This window comes from Ensifer sp. LBL (assembly GCF_050435225.1).
In the GTDB taxonomy this organism is placed as follows: domain Bacteria; phylum Pseudomonadota; class Alphaproteobacteria; order Rhizobiales; family Rhizobiaceae; genus Ensifer.
The window spans coordinates 367,633-388,367 of the sequence record NZ_JBNDJY010000001.1; the positions used below are offsets into that span (position 1 = coordinate 367,633).

Consider the following 20,735-nt stretch of genomic DNA (forward strand, 5'->3'; position numbering starts at 1 on the left):
GGGTGAGCGCGCGTGAAACGCGTCAGAGCGCGCCGATTTCCTTGAGCTTCTTCAGCACTTGCGGATTGGGTTCGCCGGTTTGCGGCAGGCGGTAATGTTTTTCGAAGTGGCGGATCGCTGCGCGCGTCTGCTCTCCGGCAACGCCGTCGACCGCCACGTCCGCATAGGCGAGGTTGCTGAGACCCTTCTGGATGTTCAGCACCAGTTCGCTCGACACCGGAATTTCCGCACGCGGAACGAAGGTGCTTTCCTTTTCGGCCGAGCGGATGGCTGCAGCGACCGGATCAATCTCCACGCCGCCGCCCTTGGCTTCCGAAAGCGGCCGTCCAGCCGGAACCGCGGCAGCCTTTTCAGCCGGTGCAGATCTCAAGACCTGGAGCAGCTCGACACTCGCCGCGCCGGTCCCCGTGCGGCCCGCCCGCTCCTCGAAGCGGAGGATCGCCGCAGCCGTCCGCGGGCCGCTCCGTCCGTCCGGCGCGCCGTCATAAAGGCCGATGCGGCCCAGTTCCTTCTGGATCTCCGAGACAAGCTTCGACTGCGCCGGATCCGGCACGCTCGCCACCCGTTCGGGCGACGGCTTTTCCGACTGCGGATCCGCGGATGCAGCCGCGATCACATCCTCGACGTTTTCAGCTTTTGCCTCACCCTCGCGCTCGATGACGAAGGTGGTTACCTTTCGCGGCTCGATCTCCTCGCCCTTGGCGATCGCGATGCGCTGCGCCGTTTCGGCGCTGACAAGCGGAACGCGGGTGCGCAGAAGCGGCGACGGGTGCGTGCCGTGCTGATACCACATGGCATTAGCAGCAACGAAAGAGAACACGACGAGAAAGGCGGCCGAGCCGCCGGACACCAGCGGATGGCGCGCCATCAGACGACCGGCAAGCCCAGCACCCCGTCCGGCAAGGACCAGCCCGCGCACGGCCAGGCCGGGCGTTTGCCGCGCGGCCTTCTTCCGTTCAGGCTGTTTTCGCTTGCGCGGCGCCATATCCCCGTTCCTCGTTCAAACTTTTCCCCTCGAACCGCCCCCCTTCGGCGGCCGGGGCGACATCACAATCCTTTAGGCGCGGCGGAAACTCCACCGTCACCGGCGCACGTGCTTCTTCCTGCTCCGCGCAGGCGATACCGGAGCCATCGCGCGGCAGCGTGACGACGATAACGGTCCCCTCGCCCTCGCGGCTGCGGATGGAAAGCTCTCCGCCGTGCAGCGCAACCAGGCCCTTGACCAGCGAGAGGCCAAGGCCGGTGCCTTCGTAGCGGCGAGTATAGTCGTTCTGGATCTGGACAAAAGGTTGACCAAGCAGCGCCAGCTTGTCGGCCGCAATGCCGATGCCGGTATCGCTGACGGACAGCTTCAGCATCCCACCGTCTGCCTCGGCGTCGATCGTGACGACGCCGCCCTGATCGGTGAACTTGACGGCGTTGCCGACCAGATTGATGAGGATCTGCTGGAAGGCGCGCTGGTCCGCGTTGATCTCGCCGATGCCGCGGGTGATGCGGCTTGCGAGCTTGACGCCCTTTTCCGTGGCCTGGTGCGACAGCATCGCCTCGCAGGCGGAAACCGCCTCGGCGACACCGAAGGGCTCGGGCATCAACTCGTAGCGACCGGCCTCGATCTTGCTCATGTCGAGCATGGTGTTGACGACGGAAAGCAGGTGCTCGCCGGACTTGTGGATCAGGCCCACATATTCGCGCTGGCGATCGTTCTCGAGCTTGCCGAAATACTCGCCTGCAAGCACGTCCGAAAAGCCGAGAATGGCGTTGAGCGGCGTGCGCAGTTCGTGGCTGACGGCGGCCAGGAACCGAGTCTTGGCATCGTTTGCCGATACCGCCTCAGCGGTTCTGGCTGCAGCTTCGGCACGCAGGCCCGCTTCCTGCGAGACATCGCGCGACTGGGCGAGGATCGCGACCAGGCGACCATTGTCGTCGCGCAGCGGCGCCAGCTCGCAGGACATGTAAACGAACTGTTCGCCCTCGATCGGCAACGTGCGCCGCTCGATGCGGATGTCGACCGTCGCCCGGTCGCCGCCCTGGCGAAGGATGTCGATCGCGCTCAGGAAGGTGATGCGATCGGAAACGTGGATCTGCTCGATGAAACCGCGTCCCGCCGGATCGCGCATCAGGGTCAGATGCTCGGCCGCGTCGCGGCCATGGACGGACAGCACGTTGCCGCGCAGATCGTGCACGGTCACCAGGCCCGCAAAGAGGTCATAGGCGGCAGAGAGGTCCGGCACGACCGGATCCGATACGGCGGCCACCTCTTCCGGCGCGCGGCCGCGAACAATCGCGCCAGCGGCCGCAAGCAGCGAGGCCGAGGCCCAAAGAGCGGTGCCCAGAGGGAGAGCCGAAGACACGGGCATGGCGAGCGACAGGGCAAGCGGCACCACCGGCAGAGCCGTCAAGGAAACAGCCGCGAGAGTACGCAGGCGCTTCGCATGGCGGAGGTCGGCCGGCGAAGACGCTTCACGACGGGGAAGCCACAGGGCCGCGACCTCGTCCACACGGGACGTCCATCTGCCAGCCATGTTACGCAATACGCTCACGCTTTACCCTGCTACATTTGTTGTTCTTGCGAGACCGACACTCTGTGTTTTCACGACCCTTTGGATCGAGACTCAAGCCGCCTCGTGACATGTCGGAATCTCGCATCCCCGGCTTAATGAAAGAATAAACGCGGCCGTGCTGGAACCGTGCGAAACGGTCGAAAAATCCCGTTTTGAGCCAAATCGGGCGACCTTCATTTCTTGTGGTTAATGGGGCGTAAGCAGCGGATTTCTGTGCATTTTCTGCACTGTGTTAACGATTGTGGCGCGGGTTTTGCGGTGCGATTCCCGCTGCCTTCGGGGTTGCCGCGCGCGGCTCTGCCACGAACCTTAACGGCAAACGCTAAAATGCGACACAAATGCCCCCGCAAATCGCCGGACACCGGCATTTCATTAAAATTTGAAGCAAATGCCGCTCGATTTCGAAAAGCCGTCTTGTGATTCCCACCGTAATGTCGATCTCAACAAGGGGCCGGGCACCAAGAGAACGCCGGCAGGCTCCTAAGGTTTAGAAGGTGGCGTGAACGGGTATCAGGGGATACCACGGCGCTGCGGGATGCCGAAGGTGCAAAAGCCGGCTACAAGACTGGCGGGCCGCGGCAGCCGAACGAAGGATGGGCAGAACATGTGGTTTCTCATCAAGGCGACATTCTGGTTTTCGCTGGTGCTGGTGTTGCTGCCATTCCTCGACCCTTCGAGCGCGCAGAAACTCGAACACGCCCCGAAAGTAGAACTGGGCGACACCTTCTCCGCTGCCAATGAGGCGTTCCAGTACATCAGCGCCATCTGCATCCAGAAGCCGGATGTCTGCGAGAAGGGTGCCGAAACCTTCGTTGCCCTGGGTCACCGGGCCCGCGAAGGCGCCCGCATCGCCTACGAATTCCTCGATACCCAGTTTGCCGAAACCGATGCAACGACGCCGGATGCCAAGGTGACGACCGGTACGGTCACGCCGGCGGCGGATGTGGCGGCTCCGGCGACCGAGGTCAGCACCATCGACGCCGAACCCGTCTTCAAGCGCACCCCGGTTCCGGAAAAGCGCCTCGACCCCAAGGCTGCCGTTATCCAGTAACAGCACCCCTTCCGCACATTTCTGACTTACTGCCTGACTTGCCGTCCTGTTGCGGCCGCCGCGAGGAACCCATCCCCTCGCGGCGTTTTCTTTTGCGCCCGCAACCGCTGATTTTCTCGCCGCACAGCCACACGCAAGCCCTGCCTGTTTAGGTCCGCCGCACCGACAGGCGGAGGCAGACAATGCAGATCTATGGGCTTTTCTCGAACGCTGGCGTGACACGCCCGGCAACGTCCGGCGCCGCCCCCGGAACAGTGGGCGAAAGCAAGAGCCCTGCGTCAACCGCCCTGCTTCTTGGCCGCGACGACGAAAGTGCTGCGAACCGCGCTGCTGCCGTCAAGAAGAAGCTCGACGAAGTCAAGGAGCAGCTCCGAATGCTCCGGTTCTTCGCATCGGACCCGGAAACGCTTGCAAGGCTTGCCAAGCAGCTTGCACAACAGCTCGGCACGGCCGCCCAGCAACTGGCCGGCGCCGGCGGCGGGGGAGCTGTCAACGGCGTCTCATCCGCCGCGGCTGCGGCCTCCACGGCAGCTACCGAGCTTGCCGATGCCGGTAGCGGGCAAGCGGACGCGTCCGGCGCGCAAGCCGATGCCGCCGCGGCTGACAGTGAGGCTGAGCCCTCATCGGGACCGGCAAGCTTTGCCGAACGCGCCTATCGCGAATTCGGCGGGGATAACGACGGCTCCGATCCCGTGGCGAAGGTGGCAGCCGAACTCAAATCCGTTGCCGAACAGGTGAAGCAACTGCTGCGCAAGGCGGAGCAGGAATTGCGCGCCAAGGGATCCGGCCGTGATGCGGATGAGGCCCGTACTGCCGGCCAGGCGCTTTCGGCCGCCACCGGCAATATCGAGGGCGCCGGCGGTGGCACGACCGTTTCCCTCAGCATCCCGACAAGTATCTCGGTCTGACAGGGAAAGCGGTTGCCGTATCCGTCGCACATTTGCCGGTTCTCAATGGCTCTGCCATCGCCTATATGATGGCTGAAAGCCCGAGCGCCTGACGGCGGCGGGCAAGAACAGGGATGAAAGTGTTCGCGGCAAGGGCCGGCGAGTTTATAATCACCCGACGAATGGACCGGACCATGACGACGCTCGACCAGATCATCGACGATTTCGCCTTTCTTGAAGAATGGGAGGATCGCTATCGCTTTGTGATCGAGCTCGGCAAGGCGTTGCCGGAGATGCCTGAAGCCAAGCGCACGCAGGAAAACAAGGTTCAGGGCTGCGCCAGCCAGGTGTGGCTCGTGACCAATGCGGCCGGCAATCCCGAGGATCCCGTCCTCAACTTCGAAGGCGAATCCGACGCCCATATCGTGCGCGGGCTCGTCGCGATCGTGCTGGCCATCTACTCCGGCAAGCATGCCTCCGAAATCGCCAGGATCGACGCGATCGACACCTTCGGCAAGATCGGCCTGATCGAACACCTTTCGACCCAGCGCGCCAACGGCCTGCGCTCGATGATCCGCCGCATCAAGAACGAGGCGGAGCTTCGCCTGGCGGCCTGACGCGCAGACATTGGCGAGCATGGCAAGCGTCGCAGCAATCGCCCGCGTCATCAGTGTGCCGCTCAGCGTCGACATTGAAGCGGGCTACACCGATGACGAGGCGGAGATCGCCGGGACGACCGCTCGTTTCATCGAGGCCGGCGCGGTTGGGATCAACATCCAGGATGGCGCCGGCACGCCGGATCTGCTCTGCCGCAAGATCGAGCAGGCCCGAGAGACGGCGGAGCGGCTTGGCATCAGACTCTACATCAACGCGCGCACGGACGTTTACGCGCGAGCACTCGCAGCCGCCAGCGACCGTGTGAAGGAGGTGCTTGCCCGCGGCAGGCAGTACCGGGACGCGGGAGCCGACGGCTTGTTCGTGCTCGGGGTGACCGATCGCACCGAGATTCGTGAAATCGCAAAAGGCACCGAACTCCTGCTGAACGTCATTGCCTGGCCCGGCCTGCCTGCCGCCACTGAACTATCCGAGCTTGGTGTTTCTCGGATCAGCGTCGGGTCATGGATTCCCCAGACGTTGTGGCTGCAGACGTCGACATTGGTGACGAACTTCCTCGCTGATGGGCGGTCCGAGGCGCTCTTTGAGCATGCGGCGCCATACCCGGAGATCAATGCATATTTTTGAACCGCGCTGGATGCCCCACGCATCAGACGCCAAGGGCGGTCATGATACGTTGAGATGCTGCATCCATTTGTGGCGGGCGCCCGTGGACCAGGCGACTGAAACACGATGGCCGGGCGCAGAGGCCCGGCCATCGTGATTGAATTTTCCCGCTCACGGCCAGGCAGCCATCACGGGCTGCCCGCATCTTCAGCGGGACGACCAGTTTTACTTGCCGCGGCGCTTGCGGCGCTGGCCGAGGCCCATTTCCTTGGCGAGGCGCGAGCGTGCTTCCGCATAGGCGGGCGCGACCATCGGGTAATCGGTCGGCAGGTCCCACTTCTCGCGGTATTCTTCCGGCGACAGATTGTGGTGGGTCATCAGGTGGCGCTTCAGCGACTTGAAGGTGCCGCCGCATTCGAGGCAGGTGATCTGGTCGTCCTGAACGGACTTGCGAACCGATACGGCCGGCTTCGGCTTTTCGACGGGAATGACGACCGGCGCGGGAGCCGCCGTGTTGTTCAGCGCCGAATGCACATCTGCGATCAGCGTGGGAAGCTCGGCGACCGGAACCACATGATTGCTGACGTAGGCGGCAACGATTTCCGCCGTCAGCTCAACCAGAAGTTCATGGCTCGCGCCAAGCGCTGTTTCAGTCATTTCTTTCTCCTATCGGACTTAAGCACAACCCGAAACGGCGTTTCGGGGGAGGAACGCTTGCAAGAGCCGTCAGGAAGCCTTGGCTGCCTTGGGATGGACCATCAACGCGGCAAGGAGAAACACCGGCCGCGATATCAAGAGCTGGAACTTGATTACAAAACCTGCTGCCGAGTCACCGGTGACGACCGAACTCTCAAAGCAACGATCAACATTCACAACTCAAGCTGGAATTTCAGATCAAAGTATTTTCCACGACGACACTTTACATTTACTCGATTAACATCGATGCGCGAAATGTCCAAACATAAATTTAGCGGCACTTAGCAAGTTTATCTCCAAATTGCTAAAATGGCCACACTCGATCGTAATGTTCTGAAATACAGTTTCAGAACTGTCGTCGATCAGTCGCGACGCGGCTCTTCCTTTTGCGGAAGCTGATCTATGACAGACAGCTTAGTCAGCCTGTAACCTGCCTGATGTGCGGCTTTTGCCAAGAGATGAGCCGAGATCGGCGCAGTCAGAACGAAGAAAAAGAAGCCTGCAAGCGCGCGAATCAAAATAGCCGGATCGAGAGAATGCACGCCCGCGGCCAGAAGCAACAGGCCCGATCCGATTGTTCCGGCCTTGGAGGCCGCATGCATGCGCGTATAGAGATCGGGGAAACGGACGATGCCGATCGCCGCCAGCAGCGAAAAGATCGCACCGCCGACCAACAGGACGGCAACCAGCAGGGTAACGGCCATATCGAGCACCGGGCTCATCGGCGTCCTCCCTTGCGCTTGCGCTGCGTCGATTTGCCCCTTGGCGCGGACCCGCCTTTGGCCTGCGGCACGCGTCCGTCGGCGACGGCTTTCTCGGGCGATAGGCCGCGCGCCAGCACGAAGCGAGCAAAAGCAACCGTCGCCAGGAAGCCGACAAGGCCGAGCGCGATGGCAATGTCGATATAGAGGTTGAAGCCAGTGCGGATGGCAACGACGGCGATGAGGCCGATGGCGATCGCGACCAGCATATCGAGGCCGAGCACGCGGTCCGGCAGCGTCGGCCCGCGAATGATGCGCCAGACCGTTATCAGGAGCGCTGCGGACAGGACGACAAACGCAAAGCCGGTGGCAAGGGCGAGAATCTGCGCCGACAGGGTCATTCGAATGCCTCCTTGATCCGTCGCTCGAAGCCATTGGCGATATCGCGCCTGAGGCCGCCCGGATCGGCGCAGTCGAGCGCATGGACATAGAGCGTCCGGCGGTCGTCGGAGACGTCAACTGACAGTGTTCCCGGCGTCAGCGTGATGAGATTGGCCAGCAGCGCGATTTCGAAGTCGCTCTTGACCGTCAGCGGATAGGCGAAGATGCCCGGCTTCAGCACCATCTTCGGCTGGATGACCAACAAGGCGACCTTGGTCGCCGAGATCGCCAGTTCCTTGAAGAACAGCGCGGTCAGCAGGAAGAGCTTGATCGGGCGCACCGGGTAGGCAACGGGCTCAAGCTCGCGCCGGATGAGAAAGAGCGACAACGCTCCGACGGCAAAACCGAGGATCAGGTTGGCCGGCGAGAAGCTGGCGCTGATCGCGCCCCAGATGGCCGTGAACACGAGATTGATGGTCAGGAACTTGGTCACGGGGCACCTCCCGGGAAGACCGAGTTCAGGTAGGCCGACGGTTCGGAAAGGCCCGCGGCAGCATTCTGAACCATGGATAGCAGCGGCTCGGGATAAAGACCGATGGCGAGCGCCAGCACAGTCAAGGCGGCAAGCGGCAATAGTGCCGCCGGCGCGATCGTCGCGGACGCAGAGGCGCCCTCAGTGGACCCCGCATCGCGCCAATAGGCGAGCAGGAAGAAACGGCCGGTGACGATGGTCGTCAGGAAGCCGGTCAGAAGCAGCACGGCTGCCAGCCACCAGGCGCCGATATCGAGCGCCGCCTTGACCAGCATGACCTTCGGCCAGAAGCCGGAGAACGGCGGCAGGCCGGAGACGGCGAAGGCCAGCATGAGCGTCAGCGCCGCGAAACCGGCATGGCGGCGATAGAGGCCTGCCAGCGAGGTAAGCGAGAAGCTGCCGCCAAGCCTCGCTGCGACACCGGACGCGAGGTAAAGCGCGGTCATGACGAGCATCGAATGCAGCGCATAGAAGATCGCGCCGCCGATACCGCCCGGGCCGCCGACGGCGACGCCGGCAAGGATCGAGCCGATGCCGGAGACGACGAGATAGCCGAGCATGCGGCGGAAGTCCGACTGCGCCAGCGCACCAAGCACGCCGACGAGCATCGTCAGCGCGCCGGCAATGGCGATGACGAAGCTCAGTTCCTCGCGCTCGACCGGCAGCAGCATGACGGTGACGCGGATGAGCGCGTAGATCCCGACCTTGGTGAGAAGGCCGGCAAACAGGGCCGAGACCACCACGCGCGGCGTATGATAGGAGGCCGGCAGCCAGAAATTCACCGGGAAGGCTGCGGCTTTCATGCCGAAGGCAAGCAGGAACAGCGCCGTCAGCGTCATCAGCGGCGCAGTGCCCGCGAGCCCCTCGGCCTTGCGGGCGATGTCGGCCATGTTGAGCGTGCCGAAGCTTGCATAGAGATACCCTGTGGTGATCAGGAACAGGGTGGTCGCAACGAGGTTGAGGAAGCCGTACTTCACCGCGCCGTCGATCTGCTCGCGTTCGGAGCCGAGCACGATCAGGCCGAAGGACGAGATCAGCAGCACCTCGAACCAGACGTAGAGATTGAAGACATCGCCGGTCAGGAAGGCGCCGGACACCCCCGCCATCAGCAGCATCAGGAACGGATAGAAGCCGTAGCGCCGGCCGCTGTCGTTGATATCGGCAAGCGAATAGATGCCGCCTGCTAGCGCCACGACGGAGGCGGTGAGCGCAAAGAGCGCGCCGGTCAGGTCGACGGTGAAGGCAATGCCGAAGGGTGGCAGCCAGCGCCCCATCACCATCGTTACCGGTCCGCTTGCAAGGACATGGCGCAGAAGAAGCACGTCGATGATAACGAGCCCGGCCAGTCCGGCAACGGCGACGTAGGGATGCCAATCGATCTTCCGGCGCAGCATTACGAGCAGCGCGCCGATTGCGAGGCACCAGGCAACCGGCAGGATCACCAGCCAGTCGGCAGACGCGACGGGCTCGAGCACGAGCGCGGCGGAGAGATCTGCGGGAAGAGAGGTTGTAGCGGCCATGGGTCGGTCAGTATCCAAGCGGCGGGGCCGGCTCGTCCTTCGGCTCGGCAACGCGCATCTCGTCGGTGTTGTCGGTTTGCAGCTCCTCGTAGGCCCGCCAGGCGAGAACCAGCAGGAACGCGAAGAAGGAGAAGGAGATGACGATCGCCGTCAGGATCAGCGCCTGCGGCAGGGCGTTGGCGGCGGGACCGACGAGCGCATTCTGATCGCCAGGGACGACCGGTGGCACGCCGCGGGTCAGCCGACCGCCGGTGAAGATCAAGAGGTTGACGGCATTGCCGAGGATGGCGACGCCAAGCAGCACCCGGATGATATACTTCGACAGGAGCAGATAGACGGCGACCGTGAAGAAGATGCCGACAAGCAGAGCGAACCAGGCCTCCATTACTCGCCTCCCCGCTCTTCGAGCGAAAGCGCAATCGAACTGATCGCGCCGACGACCACCAGATAGACGCCGCAATCGAACAGCATCACCGTCGAGAGCGGCACTTCCAGGCCGAGCACCGAAGGATAGATCCACAGGCCGGTCATGAAGGGCACGCGGGCGGCGATAGAGACCAGGCCGGCGACCGTCGCGGCCAGGAGGCCCGCCCCGGCAATCGCCATCGGGTGGAAATAGATCGCACGACGCACCGTCTCGACGCCGCAGGCGATGCCGTAGATCGCCAGCGCCGACACCGCGATGAGGCCGCCGATGAAACCGCCGCCCGGCTCGTTGTGGCCGCGCAACAGGACGAAGATCGAAAACAACACCATCAGGCTTGTCAGGAACGGCGCGACGGCGCGGAAAATCACCGATTTCATGCGCCCTCCTCCGCATCCGGATCGTTATCGGCGATACGCCGGAGCGAACCTGCCCTCAGGCGAACGAGCGACAGGATCGCAAGGCCCGTGACCATCACCACGGCGATCTCGCCGAGCGTGTCCGTGCCGCGGAAATCGACGATGATGACGTTCACCACATTGGCGCCGTGGGCGATCGACTTCGAATAGAGGTTGAAGAAGTCGGTGAGCGTCGTATCGAAGGGCACCCCCGTCACCTTCAGCAGCATCAGCCCGAAGCCAAGACCGCAGGCGAGTGCGATGGCGAGATCCGGGATCTTCTGCGCAAGCGGACGATGGTCCGACGGCGAAAGCCGGAGCCGCGTCATCACCAGCGCAAGCACGACAACCGAAAGCGTCTCGATCATGAACTGGGTAAAGGCCAGATCCGGTGCGCCGTAGAGGAGGAAGATGACGGCGACGGCAAAGCCCTGGATGCCGAGCGAGACGATGGCGGTCAGCCGGTCGGCGGCAAGCACCACCGCGACGAGGCCGATGACCGCGATCGCCATGATCGCCAGTTCATGCAGCGGCACGTCTGCGGCAAAGAACGGCGCGCGCGGGAACTCGCCATAGGCGATCGGCACGACCAGGAGCACGAAGGCAACCAGGATGAAGGTGGCGGTCATGTAGACTTCGAGGCGCCCCGACTGCAGCCGTCGCGTCAGCGCGACGGAGAAACGGACGAGCCCGCGAATGAACTGATCGAAGCCGCGATCCGGACCCCAGCCGATATCGGAAAGGATCGTCGCCATGAAGGCGCGCACGCGGTCAAGCTTCAGATAGAAGCCGATGCCGATTACGGCGGTCGCGATCGACATCATCAAGGGTAGGCCAACGTGAGGAAGGACCGATATCGTCACCGCCCGCGGCTCGCCGGCAACCGCCGACGCCATCGGCGCCGATACCAGTTCGTGCGTCAGCCCCGAAAGCAAGGCGGCGGAGAGCCCCTTCGCCGCGAGCAGCGCAGGGCCGAGCCAGAGCAGGATCGGCGCCTCGTGCGCCGCCTTCGGCGTCTCGACCTTGGCGCCGATGAACGGCTTCAGCGCGACTGCAAAGGCCACCGCGAACATCAGCGCGTTGCCGAGGATCGCGATTGCGGCAAAGACCAGGGAACGGCGATCAAAACCGGAGAGAGCGTAGTAGATCTCCTCCTTGGCGATGAAGCCGAAGAAGGGAACCAGCCCGCCCATCGAGAACGCCGCGGCAAGCGCGATGACGAAGGTGAGCGGCATGGCGGAGCGAAGGCCCCCGAGCCTCGTCACGTCGCGCGTGCCGGTCTCGTGATCGATGATGCCGGCGACCATGAACAGGGCGCCCTTGAACAGCGAATGGGCGACGAGGTAGAGCACCGCCGCTTCGATCGCATGGGGCACGTCAAGCCCGATCAGCATGACCAGCAGGCCGAGCGACGCCATCGTCGTATAGGCGAGCATCAGTTTCAGATCGGTCTGGCGGCAGGCAAGAGCCGCGCCAATGACGAGCGTCGCACCCCCGAAGAGCGGCAGAAGGATCTGCCACTCGGGCGTGCCGCCGAGCACCGGGTTCAGCCGCATCAGCAAGTATACGCCAGCCTTCACCATGGTCGCCGAGTGCAGGTAGGCGGAGACGGGCGTCGGGGCTTCCATCGCGTTCGGCAGCCAGAAATGGAAGGGGAACTGCGCCGACTTGGTAAAAGCGCCACCGAGAACGAGAAGGAGTGCCGCCAGATAGAACGGGCTTTCGCGCATCTCCGGCCCGAAGGCCGACAGCAGCGAGAGCTGAGTGACGCCGCTGACGTTCCAGATGATCAGCAGTCCGGCGAGCAGGAACAGGCCCCCGCCCCCGGTCACGACCAGCGCCTGCAGGGCCGCGCGCCGCGCCGCCTCACGCGAATGATCAAAACCGATCAGCAGGAACGAGGTGATCGAGGTCAGTTCCCAGAACACGAACAGCATCAGGAAGCTGTCGGAGACCACGAGGCCGAGCATCGAGCCCATGAACATCAGGATGAAGGAAAAGAACCGTCCCTGCTGCGGGTGGCCTTTCAGATAGCCGCCGGCATAAAGCACGATCAGCATGCCGATGCCGGCAATCAACAGGACGAATGTCAGCGACAGCCCGTCGATCAGCCAGGAAAAGCTGACATTGAACGAGGGTATCCAGGCGTAACCGCCCGTAACCACCTCGCCCTTGGCCACTTCCGGCCAGAAACCGGCGAAGTGCAGAACGACGCCCAAGGGGAACAGCGCAAGCACCCAGGCCGCATTGTGGCCGAGAAGGCGCGTCAGAAGCGGCGCGAGCAATGCCGCGACGAAAGGCAGTGCAAGGGCCAGAAATGTCAGGGCCGCAACATCCATCGTCCAGGCCTGCTCCTTCTAATTCATCGTATAATCGATCGAACCCCCGACATAAAAGAAGGGTGTTGGGGTCTCAAGCCTTATCCAGATAAAATCGGCGTTATGTGTCTGCCAGTTCGGCCGGACGAACCGAAGCGGAGCCCCTGCAATACCAGATTCGCGCGCTTTAGGCGGCGGCCGCCAACAACAATTAAAATGCTGTTAGCAACATCTTCATCGGGTGGCGGGGGATCGATCGAACATTCTGGAAACCGAACTGCAAGACGTGATAGTTGTATTTGCAGACACCCTCAATTCAGAATGAACAGACGCGACGACGACGCCGGCAGACCTTGCAACGGCTGAGACGCGGTTGCCGGTGCCGCAGTCGCTAGCGGCAGGCACGAAACAGAAGACCACACATCGAATGGGCGGGACCCGCTTGGAACGATCTCGCATAGTCGTCATCGCCAGTATCCTGGCTGCCCTCGGCGCGATCCTGCCGATGCTGGCGGCCTATTACCTTTCCTGGTCGATCGCCGTGCGTAGCGAGCAGGCACGGCTTGCCCGCCTCGCCGACTATGCCATCATGCGCGCCGACGCCGCGCTCGATGAGGCGTCGCGGGCGCTGAAGACAGCCGACCGGCTCGACCTTCCGCCATGCATGGCCACCCATATCGCGGCGCTGCGCTCGCTGGTCGTCAACACCACCGCCATCGAGGACATCGGCTATTTCGAGAACGGGCTGCTCAGGTGCACCTCGTGGGGCTACCCGCCGCGCCGCCTCACCCGCGCACCACCGGCCGATTTCTTCGCAAGCAACGGCGTCGAGGTCATCCCGCGGATGTATCCGACAATCAGCACCGGCGCGCCCATGACGGCGTTCCGGTACCGCTCCTATACGGTGCTGACCAACCCGGTCCGTTTCGTGGACGTGATCGCGGAGCCCGGCACCCGGCTTGCCGTCGCCACCAAAAACGGCGTGCTGGTCAGTACCCTCAACGATCCTGACCCGCGGCTCACGGAGCAGCTTGCCGATCTTCCGAAGACCGGCAGCAATGCCGACGACCTCTTTGCAACGTCACGGGACGCCAACTGGATCGCGGTTGCCACTGCGCCCAGTATCGCCATTCTCAGCGACATGGATCGGGAACGCCTGTTGCTGCTGCCGGGCGGGGCGCTGGTCGCGGCGCTGATGGTCGGCCTCGTCGTCTGGCTGTCCCGGCGTCGCCTGTCGCCGCTCGGCGAGCTTTCGATTGCCGTGCATCGGCGCGAGTTCATCGTGCACTACCAGCCGCTGATCGAGCTCAAGACCGGTATCTGCGTCGGCGCGGAGGCTCTGGTGCGCTGGCGGCGGCCGGATGGGCAGATGGTCCGGCCGGATCTCTTCATCCCTCTTGCGGAGGAAAACGGGCTGATCGAGGAGATCACCGATCAGGTTCTCTATGCGACGATCGCCGAGCTGAAGAGCGTGCTCGTCGCAGACCGCTCGCTGCACATCGCCATCAACCTCGCTGCCGACGATCTGAAATCCGGGCGCATCCTTCCGGTGATCGAGACGGCGCTTCGAAACACCGGCATAATCACGGAACAGATCTGGCTGGAGGCAACCGAACGCGGCTTCATGGACGTGAAATCCGCCCGGACGACGATCGAGGAAGCGCGCCGGCGCGGCCACTCGGTGGCCATCGACGACTTCGGCACCGGCTATTCGAGCCTGCAATACCTGCAGGAGCTTCCGCTCGATGCGCTGAAGATCGACAAGTCCTTCATCGACACGATCGGCACGGATTCGGCCACCAGCTCGATCACACCCCATATCATCGACATCGCCAAATCGCTCGATCTCTACATCGTCGCCGAGGGGATCGAGCGGCAGGAACAGGCCGACTATCTCATCGAGCGGGGCGTGCAATACGGCCAAGGCTGGCTGTTCTCCAAGGCGCTGCCGGCGGCCGAGTTCATCGCCTTTTACAACGACAGCAAACGCAGGCTCGGCGCCGGGCCGGCGGTGATCCGCCGCGAAATCGCTTGAGGTCCGTCACGGAACGGGCGCTGGCGATGTTTGCGCGCGCGGTCGCGCATTCCTATATAGTCGCCGCAACGACAGGAGACTTTCATGACGACCGTAAAGACGCCGAAAGTGGTGAAAACCGATGCGGAGTGGCGGGCGCAGCTCTCGCCGGAGCAGTATCGCATCACGCGACAGCAGGGCACCGAGCGTCCGTTCACCGGTCCTTTCCTCAGCAACAAACAAACCGGCACCTACGAATGCGTCTGTTGCGGCCGGGCGCTGTTCCGCTCCGACACCAAGTTCGATTCCGGTTGCGGCTGGCCGAGCTACTTCGCCGCGATCGACGATCAGGCGATCCGCGAGATCGAGGACCGCTCCCACTTCATGGTGCGCACGGAAATCCGCTGCGCCGATTGCGACGCCCATCTCGGTCACGTCTTTCCCGACGGCCCGCCGCCGACGGGGCTGCGCTATTGCCTGAACGGCCATGCGATGACGTTTACCGAGGATTGACACCGGAGCCTGGAAGGAGTGGCATGGGGTGCTGTTCCGCCGGGAACCGCCCCGTGGCGCCAACCGCGCTAGAAGTAATAGATCGAGCAAGCGAGAGGAGGTCCGCATGCTACGCATCCTGACTGCCCTCGCCTTGCTGCTCCCTTCCGCCCTGACGACGTCGGCGGCAGAGGATTGGGTTCCCTACGCCAACGCCCGATTTGGCTATGTGCTCGACATTCCGCCCGGCTTCGAACTGCAGAGCGAGGGCGATAATGGCGATGGCGCGAGTTTTCATGCCAGCGACAACGGCGCGACCCTTTCGGTCTTCGGCAGCACGCTCATGGACGGTGACTTCGAGACCGACGTCAACGACCGCATGGGTTACGAGCGGGAGGGTGACTGGCGGATTTCCTATTCCCGCGTGACGGCGGCCTGGGCGAGTTTCTCGGGCGCGCGCGGTGACGAGGTGTTCTATACCCGCGCCATCGCGCTCTGCGACGGCAGCGCCGCCTATTTCCGCCTGCAGTACCGCAAGACCCGGCTCACCAGCTTCGACGGCGTGATTTCGCGCATGGCGGAGGCCCTGAGGCCTTCGGAAGGCTGTCAGCATCCACCGATCGCTGCGGCGGCCGGCGAAGCGCCGAACTGATCGCCCCTCAGGACGCGGCGCTGAAACAGGTCAGCACGGCCGAATAGTGCACCGCCGCTCCTGTTACGACGAAGCCGTGCCAGATGGCGTTCTGGAAGCGCAGCTTTTCCCACACATGGAAGATCACGCCGGCTGAATAGATGATGCCGCCGATCAGGATCAGCACGAGCGTCGTCGCCGTGAGCGCCGACAGCAGTGGGCCGACGGCGAGCACGCCGCTCCAGCCCATGGCGAGATAGAGCAGGATCGCCAGCCGGTCGAAGCGCCCCGGAAAGAGGCACTTGATGGCGACGCCAAGACCGGCGATCGCCCAGATGCCGATCAGCATCACGAACAGGAACGGATCATCAAGGCCACGCTGCAGGAACGGCGTATAGGTGGCGGCAATCAGCACGAAGATCGAGGAATGGTCGAAGCGGCGCAGGAACCACTTGGTGCGTGAAACCGGGTAGAGATTATAGAGAAAGGAGATCGAGAGGGTCGCAAGCAGCCCCGCGCCATAGACGGCCGCGGCGGCGAGCTGCCCGGTCGTGCTCCATAGCGTTGCGTAGAAGATCAGCGCGGTCACGCCAACCAGTGCAGCCGCCAGGCCGATGCCATGAACGATGCCGTCGGCAATCAGTTCCGAGCGGTCATAGTTCCATTTGACGCCTGCGAACTCCACGTCTTCCCTCTCCCCGAGCTTTTTCTTCTCCAGCAGCGCGCATGCCCGTCGCACCACAACGTTTCCACCACACTGCCACAAGGCTTCGCCGCCGCAAAGAAGGAGCGGCGCGGCAAAAGCATCAACTTTTGCAACGCATTACAACAATGCCATAACAAATCTGCGAAGTTTGGAAGGAGACTTGCCCAAGGCCACGGCGATGACCACATGAACGGCCGGAACACGCCGATCGGGAGGATCATCATGTCAGTCTTGCGCACCCCTCAGCCGGAAGAAGCGGACGTGCTCAGCGACCTCTGCCTGCGATCGAAGGCTGTTTGGGGCTATGACGAGGCTTTTCTTGAAGCATGCCGACCGGCCTTGACGCTCACGGCCGACGACTGGACGGATTCGGACCTGCAGGTGGCCACGGACGGCGAACGCATCGTCGGCCTGGCGCAGGTCCGCGGGAGCGGCAACCACGTCGAACTCGACAAGCTGTTCATCGAACCGGAAGCACGGGCGGCAGGCATTGGCCGACGGCTTTTCGACTGGTGCGTCGCCGCGGCGCGCATGCGTGGTGCAACGGTCATGACGATCGACGCGGACCCCGGTGCGGCCGACTTTTACCGCCGCATGGGGGCCGTCGATGACGGGGTCGTCGCGTCGAGCGTGATCCCCGGGCGGTTCCTGCCCCGGCTGAAAGTGGATTTGGGAAGCGGCAGGACCGCCTGACGTTACCGCCCGCCGCGGGCGACCTCGGCGGCGCAGTCCTGACAGAGCGGGGCATGAGGCACGGCCTGCAGGCGCGCCGCCGAAATCGGCAGGCCACAGCGCACGCAGGTTCCGAAGGTGCCGGCGGCGATCCGATCGAGCGCGGCGTCGATCCCGCGGATTTCCTCCTGGCCCGCAAGGCCAAGGCCTTCGAGCACCTCGTCCCCTTCCCGCTCGGTCACCCGGTCCGGGACATCAGCGTTCATCGGCTCATCGAGATCGTGCTCGATCTTGACCAGACGCCCCTGCAGCTCGGCCTTGCGACGGGTCAGGCGGTCGTGAAAGTCGTCAAGCCCATGTTTGTCCATCTGAAGACTCCTTGGCGGTGGCGGCGCGAAGGTCACGCGCCGCATGCGCTCTTGTTGTTCGTGGCTTACCGGTCGACGAGAACGGCGCAGGGGCAATGGCTGACGACCCGGCTTGCCGTCGATCCGATGAAGTAGTCGATGAGGCCCGGCCGATGGGATGCGATGATGACGAGATCGGCGTTTTCTTCGCTGGCAAAGGCGTTGATGGTGCCGGCGGCCCCGCCGGTCCGGATTTCGATGCGGCCCTTGATCCCGTGCTTGGTTTTAAGCGCCTCGAGCGTCTTCAGCGCCTGCTTGCGGGATTCCTCGACCATTTCCAGCGGGAAGTCGACGATCATGTAGCCTTGCGCATAGGCGTTCAGGTCCTCGACGACGTTGAGCAGGATAATCTCGCCCCCTTCATCGATCAGCTTTTCGGCAATGCCAAGCACGGACTCGCCGTGTTCGAGCTGATCCATGGCAATCGGGACGATGATCTTCTTGTACATGCTGTACTCCTTCTGTTGCCCACGCGGATCGCCAGGCTGCTGCCACAGGCCAATCCCTCGTCTCAAGATTGCGCCTCGACGGCATCTTCGGCTTTGATTGAAATCAAATCGAAAGCGCTGCGCGCGCATGGCCCCACTCGAAATGAGGTAGGGCGACGACAATCACTGTCAACGCGCGTCGAACACAACATCAAGTGACTGACAGTCTTCCGTGAACGAACGAGGCGGCCCATATTCCGAGCAGTTTCGACGAAACTGAAACGGCGAACCGGCCGTAGCTTCGATGCCAAGGAGACCGATATGACCTCGCAGGAGACTTTCCACATGCCGACCGACCATGCGCTTGCCATGCCCGCGCATGTCGAGCATGCGCATCTGGTCGTCCAGGACCTGCCGGCCGTTTCCGCCTGGTATCAGAAGATCATGGGCCTCAGCCCGATTGAAGCCAGCAAGAGCGGCGAGACGCTCGGCGTCAACGGCCGCCCGCTGCTCACGCTGACGACCGAGGGCAACGCCGCGCGAGCACCGCGCAACGCGCCCGGCCTGTTCCACAACGCCTTTCTCGTGCCGAACCGCGAAGAACTCGGCCGCTGGCTCGCCCATGTCGCACACAACAATGTCCGGCTGCAGGGCGCGTCCGACCACTTGGTCAGCGAGGCGATCTACCTCGCCGATCCCGAAGGCAACGGCATCGAAGTCTATCGCGACCGACCGCGGGCCGAATGGACGTTTAAGCAGGATGGGACCGTCGGCATGGATACGCTGCCGCTCGATCTGCAGGCGCTCTACGACGAAGCGCCCAAGGACAACTGGGGCGGCATGGCGGACGGGACGGCCATCGGCCATATCCACCTGCAGGTTTCCGATATTCCTCAGGCGGACGCCTTCTTCCGCGATGTGCTGGGCCTGGGGCTGATGGCACGCTATCCCGGTGCGAGCTTCTTCGGCGCGGGCAAGTACCACCATCACGTCGCCGCCAACATCTGGAACTCGCGCGGCGCGCCGAAACGTGAAGGCCACATGACAGGACTGTCGGACTACACGATCCAGTACAAGGAGCCGGCTGAACTCACGGCAGCGCTTGCGAAGCTCGAAGCGCTGGAAATCGCCGTCAGCCGCAACGGCAGTGGCCACACCCTCGTCGATCCCTGGGGCATCGGCCTCAAGCTCGTCGCCTGATCCTCTCTCCCAGGCCACAGGCGCCTTTGCGCCCGTGGCAAACTTGCCGGCCGCAGCCGCCTCAGGCGCTGCGGTCGTATTTTTGCTGGGCTTGCAGCACGGCCTCTATGTTCTCCTCCGCCCAGCGCGTCAGCGCCGCGACCGTCGAGGTCAGCGTGCGGCCGAGCGGCGTGATCGCATATTCCACCGTCACCGGCACCGTCGCAAAGACGCTGCGGCTGACGAGCCCGTCCCGCTCCAGCTTCTTCAGGGTCTGCGACAGCACCTTCTGCGAGACGCCGTCGATCTCGCGCTTCAACTGGTTGAAGCGCACCGGCTGTTCATCGAGCTTTCCGAGCACCAGCACGGCCCACTTGTCGGCAAGCCTGTCCAGCACCAGGCGGGTCGGACAGGTCTGGATATAGACGTCGTACTCCATCGGGCACCCCATCGCGGTTTCCGGGCGGAAACCATGTCACCAAAAACTGCCTCCTTTACAGCATTTTTCCGCACGAATATCTAGTATCCATTAGCAACATGGTTTCATTTGGATACTTAGGAGAAACACGATGGCAGGCAAGATTCTGATTCTCGGCTCGAACGGAACGATCGGCAGCAAGGTGGTGCTGGGACTGGTCGCGCGTGGCGAGACGGTCAAGGCCGCGTCCCGCAAGGCGACAGCCGTTGACGGCGCGGAAGCCGTCGCCTTCGACTACGAGGATGCCGCAACCTTTGGCCCGGCGCTCGAAGGCGTCGACCGTCTGTTCGTGCTGACGCCGGCGGGATATCTCGATCCGGTCGGGCTGGTCGGACCGATCATGACCACCGCTGCCGCACGCGGCATCAAGGTTGTGCTGATGACCGTCATCGGCGTCGATGCGGACGACAAGATCCCCTATCGCCAGCTTGAGCTGCAGCTCGAGAAAAGCGGAGCGCCCTTCGTCATCCTGCGGCCGAACTGGTTTTCCGACAATTTCCAGAGCTACTGGATAGAAGGTATCCGCCACGGCGCGATCGCGGTTCCGGCGGCCGAAGGCAAGACGAGCTTCATCGACACCCGCGACATCGCGGAAAGCATCGTCGCAGCGCTGACGAGCGACACCTTCAACGGCCGCGCCTTCAACCTCACCGGGCCGGAAGCGCTGAGCTATGGCGAGGCGGCAGCGATCCTGTCGCGTGTGACCGGCAAGCCGGTTGCCTACACGCCGGTCGATGACGGGACCTTCGTCGGCATGCTGGTCGGCGCTGGCGTGCCCGAAGACTACGCCCGCTTCCTCGCCTCGATCTTCCATCCCGTGCGCGAAGGCTGGGTGGCAAACCCGACCGGCGATGTGAAGACGCTGACCGGCCACGCGCCGCGCAGCCTGGAAACCTACGCCAAAGACAATTCCGCGGCCCTCAAGGCCTGACCGGCCCCACACGATGGCCGTCCGTCCACACCCGGGCGGCCTGCGTCAACACGCCGCTGGATAGTTCGCCGACGACCGATCAATAAACTTGAGTATTATACTCACAT

General features: G+C 63.3%; 24 protein-coding genes. 10 read left to right on the forward strand and 14 right to left on the reverse strand.

All coding sequences use genetic code 11. From position 1 onward, the window contains the following. Positions 1–22: 22 nt before the first annotated feature. Together OKW20_RS01775 and OKW20_RS01780 are read right to left on the reverse strand one after the other, a co-directional pair. Positions 23–985 (reverse strand): peptidoglycan-binding domain-containing protein, encoded by a 963-nt coding sequence (locus tag OKW20_RS01775; protein ID WP_429169827.1) that lies wholly within the window; start codon positions 983–985, stop codon positions 23–25. After that, positions 957–2,522 carry a sensor histidine kinase gene (locus OKW20_RS01780; RefSeq protein ID WP_429171123.1) on the reverse strand — a complete coding sequence of 522 codons (1,566 nt, stop codon included), beginning with the start codon at positions 2,520–2,522 and terminating at the stop codon, positions 957–959. Before OKW20_RS01780 ends, OKW20_RS01775 begins: the two co-directional genes overlap by 29 nt. Positions 2,523–3,165: 643 nt before the next feature. Here OKW20_RS01780 and OKW20_RS01785 point away from each other — a divergent pair. From OKW20_RS01785 to OKW20_RS01800, 4 genes are all read left to right on the forward strand, one after another. Then, positions 3,166–3,612 carry a DUF5330 domain-containing protein gene (locus OKW20_RS01785; protein WP_402323075.1) on the forward strand — a complete coding sequence of 149 codons (447 nt, stop codon included), beginning with the start codon at positions 3,166–3,168 and terminating at the stop codon, positions 3,610–3,612. Between the two features lie 182 nt (positions 3,613–3,794). Beyond that, positions 3,795–4,520: a hypothetical protein gene (locus OKW20_RS01790; protein WP_429169828.1), complete on the forward strand. Its 726-nt coding sequence runs from the start codon at positions 3,795–3,797 to the stop codon at positions 4,518–4,520. Positions 4,521–4,693: 173 nt separating this feature from the next. After that, positions 4,694–5,116 (forward strand): SufE family protein, encoded by a 423-nt coding sequence (locus OKW20_RS01795; RefSeq protein WP_429169829.1) that lies wholly within the window; start codon positions 4,694–4,696, stop codon positions 5,114–5,116. Positions 5,117–5,135: 19 nt separating this feature from the next. Further along, the gene (locus OKW20_RS01800; protein ID WP_429169830.1) at positions 5,136–5,741 is read left to right on the forward strand and encodes an isocitrate lyase/PEP mutase family protein; all 606 of its coding nucleotides are present in this window, start codon (positions 5,136–5,138) and stop codon (positions 5,739–5,741) included. Positions 5,742–5,945: 204 nt separating this feature from the next. Here the strand turns inward: OKW20_RS01800 and mucR are convergent, their stop codons facing one another. The 8 genes from mucR to OKW20_RS01840 form a co-directional block, all read right to left on the reverse strand. Further along, entirely contained in the window at positions 5,946–6,377 is a 432-nt protein-coding gene (gene mucR / locus OKW20_RS01805) for an exopolysaccharide biosynthesis transcriptional regulator MucR (protein WP_043620098.1), read from the reverse strand. A 401-nt stretch (positions 6,378–6,778) separates the two neighbouring features. Then, on the reverse strand, positions 6,779–7,120 hold the full coding sequence (mnhG, locus tag OKW20_RS01810; protein ID WP_043620151.1) for a monovalent cation/H(+) antiporter subunit G: 342 nt from the start codon (positions 7,118–7,120) through the stop codon (positions 6,779–6,781). A gap of 14 nt (positions 7,121–7,134) precedes the next feature. Then, positions 7,135–7,518, reverse strand: a complete 384-nt coding sequence (locus tag OKW20_RS01815; protein ID WP_429169831.1) for a cation:proton antiporter — start codon at positions 7,516–7,518, stop codon at positions 7,135–7,137. After that, positions 7,515–7,991, reverse strand: a complete 477-nt coding sequence (locus OKW20_RS01820; protein WP_429169832.1) for a Na+/H+ antiporter subunit E — start codon at positions 7,989–7,991, stop codon at positions 7,515–7,517. Before OKW20_RS01820 ends, OKW20_RS01815 begins: the two co-directional genes overlap by 4 nt. After that, positions 7,988–9,550, reverse strand: coding sequence for a Na+/H+ antiporter subunit D (locus tag OKW20_RS01825; protein WP_429169833.1), 1,563 nt, complete (start codon positions 9,548–9,550; stop codon positions 7,988–7,990). The genes OKW20_RS01820 and OKW20_RS01825 overlap by 4 nt, the downstream gene beginning before the upstream one ends. A gap of 7 nt (positions 9,551–9,557) precedes the next feature. Continuing rightward, positions 9,558–9,935 carry a Na+/H+ antiporter subunit C gene (locus OKW20_RS01830; RefSeq protein WP_043620105.1) on the reverse strand — a complete coding sequence of 126 codons (378 nt, stop codon included), beginning with the start codon at positions 9,933–9,935 and terminating at the stop codon, positions 9,558–9,560. After that, positions 9,935–10,354, reverse strand: coding sequence for a Na(+)/H(+) antiporter subunit B (locus tag OKW20_RS01835; protein ID WP_192447473.1), 420 nt, complete (start codon positions 10,352–10,354; stop codon positions 9,935–9,937). The genes OKW20_RS01830 and OKW20_RS01835 overlap by 1 nt, the downstream gene beginning before the upstream one ends. Further along, entirely contained in the window at positions 10,351–12,711 is a 2,361-nt protein-coding gene (locus tag OKW20_RS01840) for a putative monovalent cation/H+ antiporter subunit A (protein ID WP_429169835.1), read from the reverse strand. Before OKW20_RS01840 ends, OKW20_RS01835 begins: the two co-directional genes overlap by 4 nt. Positions 12,712–13,132: 421 nt before the next feature. Between OKW20_RS01840 and OKW20_RS01845 the strand changes: the two genes are divergently transcribed. The 3 genes from OKW20_RS01845 to OKW20_RS01855 all read left to right on the forward strand — a co-directional run bounded on the left by OKW20_RS01845 (position 13,133) and on the right by OKW20_RS01855 (position 15,848). Further along, positions 13,133–14,725, forward strand: coding sequence for an EAL domain-containing protein (locus OKW20_RS01845; RefSeq protein WP_402323084.1), 1,593 nt, complete (start codon positions 13,133–13,135; stop codon positions 14,723–14,725). Positions 14,726–14,809: 84 nt separating this feature from the next. Beyond that, positions 14,810–15,217: a peptide-methionine (R)-S-oxide reductase MsrB gene (gene msrB / locus OKW20_RS01850; protein WP_043620111.1), complete on the forward strand. Its 408-nt coding sequence runs from the start codon at positions 14,810–14,812 to the stop codon at positions 15,215–15,217. 106 nt (positions 15,218–15,323) lie between these two features. After that, positions 15,324–15,848, forward strand: coding sequence for a hypothetical protein (locus OKW20_RS01855; protein ID WP_429169836.1), 525 nt, complete (start codon positions 15,324–15,326; stop codon positions 15,846–15,848). Between the two features lie 7 nt (positions 15,849–15,855). On the opposite strand, the gene trhA is transcribed toward OKW20_RS01855, so the two are convergent. After that, the gene (gene trhA, locus OKW20_RS01860; protein ID WP_043620113.1) at positions 15,856–16,512 is read right to left on the reverse strand and encodes a PAQR family membrane homeostasis protein TrhA; all 657 of its coding nucleotides are present in this window, start codon (positions 16,510–16,512) and stop codon (positions 15,856–15,858) included. Here trhA and OKW20_RS01865 point away from each other — a divergent pair. Then, complete coding sequence (locus OKW20_RS01865) at positions 16,447–17,226, forward strand: GNAT family N-acetyltransferase (protein ID WP_429169837.1); 780 nt, start codon at positions 16,447–16,449, stop codon at positions 17,224–17,226. The two genes, trhA and OKW20_RS01865, sit on opposite strands and share 66 nt — an antisense overlap. A gap of 2 nt (positions 17,227–17,228) precedes the next feature. Here OKW20_RS01865 and OKW20_RS01870 read toward each other — a convergent pair whose 3' ends face one another. Together OKW20_RS01870 and OKW20_RS01875 are read right to left on the reverse strand one after the other, a co-directional pair. Next, positions 17,229–17,573, reverse strand: a complete 345-nt coding sequence (locus OKW20_RS01870) for a TraR/DksA family transcriptional regulator (RefSeq protein WP_043620115.1) — start codon at positions 17,571–17,573, stop codon at positions 17,229–17,231. A 65-nt stretch (positions 17,574–17,638) separates the two neighbouring features. Continuing rightward, the gene (locus tag OKW20_RS01875) at positions 17,639–18,061 is read right to left on the reverse strand and encodes a universal stress protein (RefSeq protein ID WP_043620117.1); all 423 of its coding nucleotides are present in this window, start codon (positions 18,059–18,061) and stop codon (positions 17,639–17,641) included. Positions 18,062–18,361: 300 nt separating this feature from the next. Here OKW20_RS01875 and OKW20_RS01880 point away from each other — a divergent pair, with 300 nt between their 5' ends. Beyond that, the gene (locus OKW20_RS01880) at positions 18,362–19,240 is read left to right on the forward strand and encodes a VOC family protein (RefSeq protein ID WP_429169838.1); all 879 of its coding nucleotides are present in this window, start codon (positions 18,362–18,364) and stop codon (positions 19,238–19,240) included. Between the two features lie 61 nt (positions 19,241–19,301). On the opposite strand, the gene OKW20_RS01885 is transcribed toward OKW20_RS01880, so the two are convergent. After that, the gene (locus OKW20_RS01885) at positions 19,302–19,670 is read right to left on the reverse strand and encodes a winged helix-turn-helix transcriptional regulator (RefSeq protein ID WP_371258899.1); all 369 of its coding nucleotides are present in this window, start codon (positions 19,668–19,670) and stop codon (positions 19,302–19,304) included. 118 nt (positions 19,671–19,788) lie between these two features. Between OKW20_RS01885 and OKW20_RS01890 the strand changes: the two genes are divergently transcribed. Then, positions 19,789–20,628: an SDR family oxidoreductase gene (locus tag OKW20_RS01890; protein WP_429169839.1), complete on the forward strand. Its 840-nt coding sequence runs from the start codon at positions 19,789–19,791 to the stop codon at positions 20,626–20,628. Positions 20,629–20,735: the final 107 nt, after the last annotated feature.